Here is an 8,272-nt window from a genome sequence, read left to right on the forward strand (position 1 = left end):
GCGAGCAAGTTCCATGCGTTCTCTGAGCGCCATCTCTTGCTGCATAAGATCTTGGTAGCTATCCATGATGATGTATGACGTCCTGCATGTGTACGACATGCGGGACGTTGTCGCTAGAAGAAAAAAATGAGCCATTCAATCAAGACATGGCTCACCAAGAAGTGAGAGGCCCGGGGGAGGCTCTCACTGTGCCACGACGCACGGGAATACCACTCGGTGGCGCAAATAGAGTTTCATATTCTGCCGGTTCAGGCAAATCAACAATTCTTCACAAAGCACGTCGGACTGCAAAGAATCAGGCTGAAAGTCATTCGGCGGCGGCCCCCCGCTTTTTGAGGCGATGCAAGGTTCTGGGGTGAACATTGAAGCGCTCAGCGACATGCGCCGCGGTTTCGGACTGAAGCAGACATAGCGCTTGTCGAGACTCGTCGGGACCGAGCGCCCGGCGGCGTCCGAGTCGTGTGCCGCGAGCACGTGCGGCGTCAAGCCCCGCGCGAGTGCGTTCGCTAATGAGCCGTCGTTCGAACTCGGCGAGGGCGGCCATCATATGGAACATGAGGGTACCGCCGGCGGAAGCGGTATCGATGGCTTCGGTCAAAGAGGCGAACTGGACGCGGCGTTTGCCGAGGTGAGTGATCAGGTCGACAAGCCGGCTGAGTGAGCGGCCGAGGCGATCGAGCCGCCAGACGATCAGCGTGTCGCCTGGCCTGAGCCGAAAGAGCGCGTTGTCCAGACCTGGGCGGGCGAAGCGGGATCCGGAGACGCCTTGATCCGTATAAATGTGTTCGCAGCCTGCGCGCTTGAGTGCATCGAGCTGGAGGTTGAGGTTCTGTTCGCCGGTAGAGACGCGGGCATATCCGATTTTCATGGGTGTGTTCTCAAAAAACCACACTGCCGGGTGATCAGCCCGACAGTGTTGATTGGCACGTTGACAAAAACGACCGATTTTGTCGATGCGTGCCGCACACCACCTGTGAATCGCTAAGCCTTTGAATCTTGGGGTCTCGTCGGGAGACCTCTTCCCCGTTGTTGCAATTTGTCAGAATCGGTCGTTTTCGTACCGCGCACAGGCGGCCCCAGAGCATCCCTCATTCAAACGGCAGTTTAACACCGAAGGTGCGATGGGCACGTAGAGGCCTGAATCGAATCATCACAGGAAAAAAGCGATGAAGACCGGGACGCAGCGCAGTGCGGGGATGGATGGGCGTGGATGGCCACGAAGCATGAGTGGCCCCGTGGACAAGGCGCGACAACAACAGCGAATCGAAGCAGCGCTGCAGTTCAACCAGGAGCCGATTCTTGAGCTCGATGACAGCAGTCACTTGCTCTACCAGGCGCGTGAAGTGAGTTTGGCCGCCCGTGTGGGGATGAATCTGTCAACAGCGCTGGGCAAAGCAGTCGATATGACGCGGTGGCTCGATCGCCTGGTGATGCAGGGCGCGATCGAGGTTCTGCGGGCAAATCCGAGTGCGCAATTGGGCTGCGCGATCAACGGAGAGAGCGCAATCGAGGATGTCTGGTGGGACAGCGTTTTCCAGTTGCTGGAGCGAGAGCCCGACGTGGCACGGCGCCTGGTTGTCGAGTTGGCGGAGACGGCGCCGCTGGATCCGGCGGCCGGACGTGCCTTCTTCTGGAGGCTGAGATGGTGCGGCTGCCGGATTGCGATCAAGGAGTTTGGTGTTCGATACGGGGTGCAAAGCGCGATGGCCGTGCGCGACCCTGACTTCATCAAGCTGGATCGGACGTTGCTGTGTGCCGCTCACCAATCGGGCCGCGGTGAGCGTCGGCTTGCGCAACTGTTGAAGTTGGCCGGCGAATCGGCACCCTGCGTCATCGTGGATGGGGTGGAGACGAATCGCGACGCCGCCTTGGCAAATGACGCGGGGGCCAAATGGGGGCAGTTCCGTTACCTCCCGGACGCGTGACGCAAACAAGAGAGTTGTACTCAGGGGCATCCATCAATAACTGATGCAGTGTGTCAAGACCATGAAAAATAAAAGCAGGCATGAGGCAGGTAATCAGAAAGCTCGCGCGGTCCTCACGGGGGCGAGCGCGGTGCACGATTTGTTGTCCACGTTGACGCAGTGGATCGACGTGTCGCGAAGCGAGGGTGCGGTACCTCCGCAGTGGAGCGAGGTGTTGCGCGCAGTGGTGATCCGTATCACGCGAATGCCTATGTTGGACAAGAAAGGTCAGGAGCTTGCCGCGCGCGCGTACCTCATCGGCGTGTCGATGGGCATGTACGGCGAAGACTCGGCAATCTCGCACGGTTTGCGAGTGGGATACGAATCCGCGATCAAGTCGTACAGGACCGCGAACGAACGGTCGGTAAGTCGGATATTCGCGGTGCTGATGTCTGCTGGCCGGCATCACGGACGCAGCGTGATCACGACGGTGACGGCCAATTCGAGCATGCGTCGTTACGACTACGACCATGAATTCGATTCCTGTCTCTCTACCGGGCTGACTCACTGATCGAGCGCACGGTTCTGTATGGAAGATCAGACCGGACCACTACTAAGGTGTACGAATGATGAGTCAGTCGGATGAATTAAGTCTGGAGAGTCACGAATATGGCGCGCCAAGGTCCGGTGACACCAGTGCGCTCCGACTACGCGGTGAGTCGATGTTCCGCAGAGGGATGTGGGGCAGTGCATTGCGCTACTTCGAGGCGGTGCGTGCGGTTGAGACGGCATTCAATCCGCTGGTGGTGTACCGAATGGCGGTGTGTTGTAGCCGGCTGAATCGAACGGAAGAAGCGGAACGCTACTTCCGCCAGGCACTGTCGGAAGACTCGATGCCGCAGGTGCATCGGGACTATGCGTACCACTTGCTGCTGAATGGACGCTTTGAGCAGGGGTGGGTGCACTACCGCCGCGGCCGAGGTGCTGAGCCCTTCGTGGTGCCGATGTCATTGAGCGCAACGCAAACGCGTTGGGATGGGCACTACCGGCCCGGCAGCGTGCTGGAGATCGTGTGTGAGTCGCGCATCAGTGAACAGATCCTGTTTGCAGCGTTCTTCCCGGAACTGCTGGTGCGCGCGCGAGAAGCTGGAATGCGCGTCGTAGTGAGTTGCCACTCGACGCTGGTGAGGCTGTTTCAAAGCAGCTTCCGAGAGGCGACGGTGGTGACGAGGGAGTTGTATGGCGGGCAGCTGCACGAACTGCCGATCGGCTCGGCCGGGCGGCAATGGATGAAGGCGAGGCAGTCGGACTTGCCGGGGTATCTACCGCAGCCGAAGCGCAGCGCGTATCTGAGGCCAAGCGTGGATGACGTCGGCAAGGTGCGCTCGCTTCTTAGGGGCGAGCCAGCCGGCTTGCGTGTGGGACTGGTGGGTGCTCGGGGTAATCGGGAGGTGTGTCTGGAGAGTGGCCTGTCGGCACTCAGTGTGGTGCGTGCGCAGTTGTGCCGCATGCCGAGAGCGATCCGGGTGTTCGAGTTGACTCCGGGGCGAGAAGGAACGGGTTGGCTATCGGATGCGGTGGATCGCCTGGGCCGTGAGCTGCTGGACATGAGCAGCGTAGCGGCGTTGATGCAGGAGATGGATGTGGTTGTGGGGGTGGAATCGCCGGAGATGAATGTATCGGGGGCACTCGGTTGCGAGACGCGAGTGCTGTTGGGCAAGCACGCCGAGTGGCACTGGGGAAAGGAGGGAGAAGAGTGTGGGTGGTACCCGCACGCGAAAGGGTATCGGGACTGGCCCGCGGGGAGTGGGTCGTCACCTGTCGAGCAGTTGCTGACCGAGTTGGAAGAGATGTCGGTAGCGGCTGCGAGTGAATAGCAACAGCGATAAGAGAACGAACGATGAACAAGATCTATAGGGTGATCTGGGATAAGGAGACCGCTAGAGCGGTCGTAGTCAGTGAAAATGACAGCGCAAGGGGAAGAACTGCGGAAAGCGGGCAAGGTGTTCGAGTCAAAGATAAGAATTTCGTACTCAATATATTGGGGATTGTTGGAGCTTGCATTACACTATTTTCGGTAACTGGCACAGATGCATATGCTCAGATGACATATGCATGCAATTCTGCCAGATTCGGTACTGCGTCGGGAGAAGGATACTATGGAATTAATGGATACAATCCGTCTGCTGCTGCAACTGCGCCAGGTTGCTCGGGGGCAACTAATGAAGGCGTAGCGGGGTTGCAGACGTATAGTGGATCAGGCTATCTTTATGTAACTGATAATGGAGTTTATACAAACCAGACGGTATCTGTTATTTCAAGCGCGCTTACATCTATTTCAACCTTTGCCGTAACTGGTGCGCAACTGTACTCAGTTTCTACGTCAGCCTCGACCAGTATTTCAACGGCCGCTAGTAACATCACGTCACTGTCCAGTTCGACGTCGACAGCTGCTAGCTCACTTTCGGTGAGCCTGAGCACTACAAGTAGTAGCGTGACATCCCTGTCTAGCTCGGCTTCGACAGCGGTATCGACCGCAAATAGCAACATTGGCTCTCTGTCGGTTGGCTTGAGCACGGTGGGAAGCAACGTCACGTCACTGTCGACCTCGATTTCCTCCGGGCAGAGTACGGCGACGAGCAACATTGGTTCTCTGTCGAGCGGACTAAGCACCACGAACAGCAGTGTGACATCGCTGTCGAATTCGACCTCGGCGGGTCTGTCAACCGCAAACAGCGGAATTGGTTCTTTGTCGACCGGTGTAAATGCGTTGTCTGTGTCGCTTTCTGCGACATCAAGCAACGTGGGTTCATTGTCGACAAATGTTAATAATTTGTCAAGTACAGTTAGTAATACTAACAGTAGCGTGTCATCGCTGTCGACCGTCGTGGCAGGCATTTCGACGGCAAACAGCAGTATCACGGGCTTGTCATCCAGCGTGTCGACGAACGCGAGCAATATCGCGAATCTGACGTCGGGATTGAGCACGCTGTCCTCGTCGGTATCGACAAGCGTTTCGAATCTGTCGAGCGGGTTAAGTGCCACGAGTAGCAATCTGACCTCGCTGTCGACCTCGACCTCGACTGGCCTGAGTACGGCTAACAGCAATGTGACGTCGTTGTCGGCAGGGGTATCGACGAACACCAGCAGCATTGCGTCGTTGTCGTCAGGTGCAAGCTCGCTCTCGAGTGGTTTGAGCGCGACGACTAGCAGCGTCACATCGCTGTCGGTGTCGACCTCGAACGGCCTGAGCACGGCCAACAGCAATATCGGTTCGCTGTCGACGGGCGTCAGCTCGCTCTCGATTGGCTTGAGCACGACGAACAGCAATGTCGCGTCGCTGTCGAGCTCGACCTCGAATGGTTTGAGCACGGCCAACAGCAACATCGGTTCGTTGTCGACGGGCGTGAGCTCGCTCTCGATTGGCTTGAGCACGACGAACAGCAATGTCACGTCGCTGTCGGTGTCGACCTCGAGTGGTCTGAGCACGGTCAACAGTGGCGTAGGTTCGTTGTCAAGTGGGCTGAGTAATACGAACAGCTCGCTGACGTCGTTGTCAAATACTGTCAGTGCATTGTCGACAGCAAGCAGCAGCATTACCAATTTGTCGAGCAGCGTGTCGACAAATGCGAGCAATATTGCGAATCTGTCGTCCGGGGTTACCTCGCTGTCGAGCGGCTTGTCGACGACCAATAGCAACGTGGGTTCGTTGTCCAGTGGTCTGAGTACGACGAACAGCAATGTCGCGTCGCTGTCGAACTCGACCTCGAACGGCCTGAGCACGGCCAACAGCAACATCGGTTCGCTGTCGACGGGCGTGAGCTCGCTCTCGATTGGCCTGAGCACGACGAACAGCAATGTGGCGTCGCTGTCGAACTCGACCTCGAACGGTCTGAGTACGGCCAACAGCAACATCGGTTCGCTGTCGACGGGCGTCAGCTCGCTCTCAATTGGTCTGAGCACGACGAACAGCAATGTCGCGTCGCTGTCGAACTCGACCTCGAACGGTCTGAGTACAGCCAACAGCAACATCGGTTCACTGTCGACGGGCGTGAGCTCGCTCTCGATTGGCCTGAGCACGACGAACAGCAATGTGGCGTCGCTGTCGAACTCGACCTCGAACGGCCTGAGCACGGCCAACAGCAACATCGGTTCGCTTTCGACGGGCGTGAGCTCGCTCTCGATTGGTCTGAGCACGACGAACAGCAATGTGGCGTCGCTGTCGAACTCGACCTCGAACGGCCTGAGCACGGCCAACAGCAACATCGGTTCACTGTCGACGGGCGCCAGCTCGCTCTCGATTGGCCTGAGCACGACGAACAGCAATGTCGCATCACTGTCGAACTCGACCTCGAACGGTCTGAGCACGGCCAACAGCAACATCGGTTCGCTGTCGACGGGCGTCAGCTCGCTCTCGATTGGCCTGAGCACGACGAACAGCAATGTCGCGTCACTGTCGAACTCAACCTCGAACGGCCTGAGCACGGCCAACAGCAACATCGGTTCACTGTCGACGGGCGTCAGCTCGCTCTCAATTGGTCTGAGCACGACGAACAGCAATGTGGCGTCGCTGTCGAACTCGACCTCGAACGGTCTGAGTACGGCCAACAGCAACATCGGTTCGCTGTCGACGGGCGTCAGCTCGCTGTCGATTGGCCTGAGCACGACGAACAGCAACGTCGCATCGCTGTCGAACTCGACCTCGAACGGTCTGAGCACGGCCAACAGCAACATCGGTTCGCTGTCGACGGGCGCCAGCTCGCTGTCGATTGGCCTGAGCACGGCTAATAGCGGCATTGGTTCGCTGTCGCAAGGCTTGAGTACGACAAATAGTGGTGTGAGTTCGCTTTCGAGCGGGTTGAGTTCGACGAATAGCTCGTTGACGTCGATTTCGACGACGGTGAGCGCGTTGTCGTCCGCAAGCAGCAACATTGCGAATCTGTCGAGTAGTGTGTCGACGAACGCAAGCAATATCGCGAACCTGGGTTCGGGATTGAGCACACTCTCTTCGTCGATGTCGACTACCACGTCGACGCTTTCGAGTGGTCTGAGCGCGACGAACAGCAACCTGACGTCGTTGTCGGCCTCGACCTCGAGCGGTCTGAACTCGCTGTCGTCGACGTTCTCGTCGAGCCTGTCGTCGGGGTTGAGCTCGCTGTCGAGCGGGGTGTCGTCGAGCCTGAGCGCGACGAACAGCAACCTGACGTCGTTGTCGGCTTCGACCTCGAGTGGTCTGAACTCGCTGTCGTCGACGTTCTCGTCGAGCCTGTCGTCGGGGTTGAGCTCGTTGTCGAACGGGGTGTCGTCGAGCCTGAGCGTGACAAACAGCAACCTGTCGTCGCTGTCGGTCTCGACCTCGAGCGGTCTTAACTCGCTGTCGTCGACGTTCTCGTCGAGCCTGTCGTCGGGGTTGAGCTCGCTGTCGAGCGGGGTGTCGTCGAGCCTGAGCGTGACGAACAGCAACCTGTCGTCGCTGTCGGTCTCGACCTCGAGCGGTTTGAACTCGCTGTCGTCGACGTTCTCGTCGAGCCTGTCGTCGGGTCTGAGCACATTGTCGAGCGCGGTGTCGTCGAGCCTGAGCACGACAAACAGCAACCTGACGTCATTGTCGGTGTCGACCTCGAGCGGTTTGAACTCGCTGTCGTCGACGTTCTCGTCGAGTCTGTCGTCTGGCCTGAGCACGTTGTCGAGCGCGGTGTCGTCGAGCCTGAGCACGACAAACAGCAACCTGTCGTCGCTGTCGGTGTCGACCTCGAGTGGTCTGAACTCGCTGTCGTCGACGTTCTCGTCGAGCCTGTCGTCGGGTCTGAGCACATTGTCGAGCGCGGTGTCGTCGAGCCTGAGCACGACAAACAGCAACCTGACGTCGCTGTCGGTATCGACCTCGAGCGGTCTGAACTCGCTGTCGTCGACGTTCTCGTCGAGTCTGTCGTCGGGCCTGAGCACGTTGTCGAGCGCGGTGTCGTCGAGCCTGAGCGTGACGAACAGCAACCTGTCCTCGCTGTCGACGTCGACGTCGAGTGGCCTGTCGACGGTGACCAGCGGCGTTTCGTCGTTGTCGAGCGGCTTGTCGACGACCAATAGCAACGTGGGTTCGCTGTCCAGTGGGCTGAGTACAACGAACAGCAACATCTCGACGCTGTCGAGCAGTGTGTCGACGAACGCGAGCAACATCGCGAACCTGTCGTCCGGAGTCAGTTCGCTGTCGGTGGGCTTGAGCACGACAAACAGCAATGTGGCATCGCTGTCCTCGTCGACTTCGAGCGGCCTGAGCACGGCCAACAGCAACATTGGCTCGCTGTCGAGCGGCTTGAGCACGACGAACAGCAACGTGACTTCGCTGTCGGGCGTGGTGTCGACCAACACGA

General features: G+C 58.5%; 5 protein-coding genes and 1 pseudogene. 4 read left to right on the forward strand and 2 right to left on the reverse strand.

Annotated elements, in window-relative coordinates:
• Positions 1–307: 307 nt before the first annotated feature.
• A complete protein-coding gene (locus H0X90_RS35200; protein WP_196438424.1) occupies positions 308–868 on the reverse strand; it encodes a recombinase family protein in 561 nt (186 codons plus the stop codon).
• A gap of 367 nt (positions 869–1,235) precedes the next feature.
• Here H0X90_RS35200 and H0X90_RS35205 point away from each other — a divergent pair, with 367 nt between their 5' ends.
• The 4 genes and pseudogenes from H0X90_RS35205 to H0X90_RS36115 all read left to right on the forward strand — a co-directional run.
• Complete coding sequence (locus tag H0X90_RS35205; protein ID WP_196438425.1) at positions 1,236–1,925, forward strand: EAL domain-containing protein; 690 nt, start codon at positions 1,236–1,238, stop codon at positions 1,923–1,925.
• 61 nt (positions 1,926–1,986) lie between these two features.
• A complete protein-coding gene (locus H0X90_RS35210; RefSeq protein ID WP_196438426.1) occupies positions 1,987–2,475 on the forward strand; it encodes a hypothetical protein in 489 nt (162 codons plus the stop codon).
• A gap of 55 nt (positions 2,476–2,530) precedes the next feature.
• Entirely contained in the window at positions 2,531–3,781 is a 1,251-nt protein-coding gene (locus tag H0X90_RS35215; RefSeq protein WP_196438427.1) for a tetratricopeptide repeat protein, read from the forward strand.
• A 23-nt stretch (positions 3,782–3,804) separates the two neighbouring features.
• A pseudogene (locus tag H0X90_RS36115) lies at positions 3,805–3,897 on the forward strand (ESPR-type extended signal peptide-containing protein); the annotation flags it as partial.
• Between the two features lie 296 nt (positions 3,898–4,193).
• On the opposite strand, the gene H0X90_RS35955 reads toward H0X90_RS36115, so the two are convergent.
• Positions 4,194–8,234, reverse strand: a complete 4,041-nt coding sequence (locus H0X90_RS35955; RefSeq protein WP_230877761.1) for a hypothetical protein — start codon at positions 8,232–8,234, stop codon at positions 4,194–4,196.
• Between the last annotated feature and the right edge of the window lie 38 nt (positions 8,235–8,272).

Origin of the sequence: Burkholderia sp. 9775_39, from assembly GCF_015712225.1 — a bacterium.
Classification (GTDB): Bacteria; Pseudomonadota; Gammaproteobacteria; order Burkholderiales; family Burkholderiaceae; genus Burkholderia; species Burkholderia cenocepacia.

Bases quoted from the DNA above. Each gene is read 5' to 3' on its own strand.
- H0X90_RS35200 (WP_196438424.1), bottom strand. From the start codon at position 868: ATGAAAATCGGATATGCCCGCGTCTCTACCGGCGAACAGAACCTCAAC.
- H0X90_RS35210 (WP_196438426.1), top strand. From the start codon at position 1,987: ATGAAAAATAAAAGCAGGCATGAGGCAGGTAATCAGAAAGCTCGCGCG.
- H0X90_RS35215 (WP_196438427.1), top strand. From the start codon at position 2,531: ATGATGAGTCAGTCGGATGAATTAAGTCTGGAGAGTCACGAATATGGC.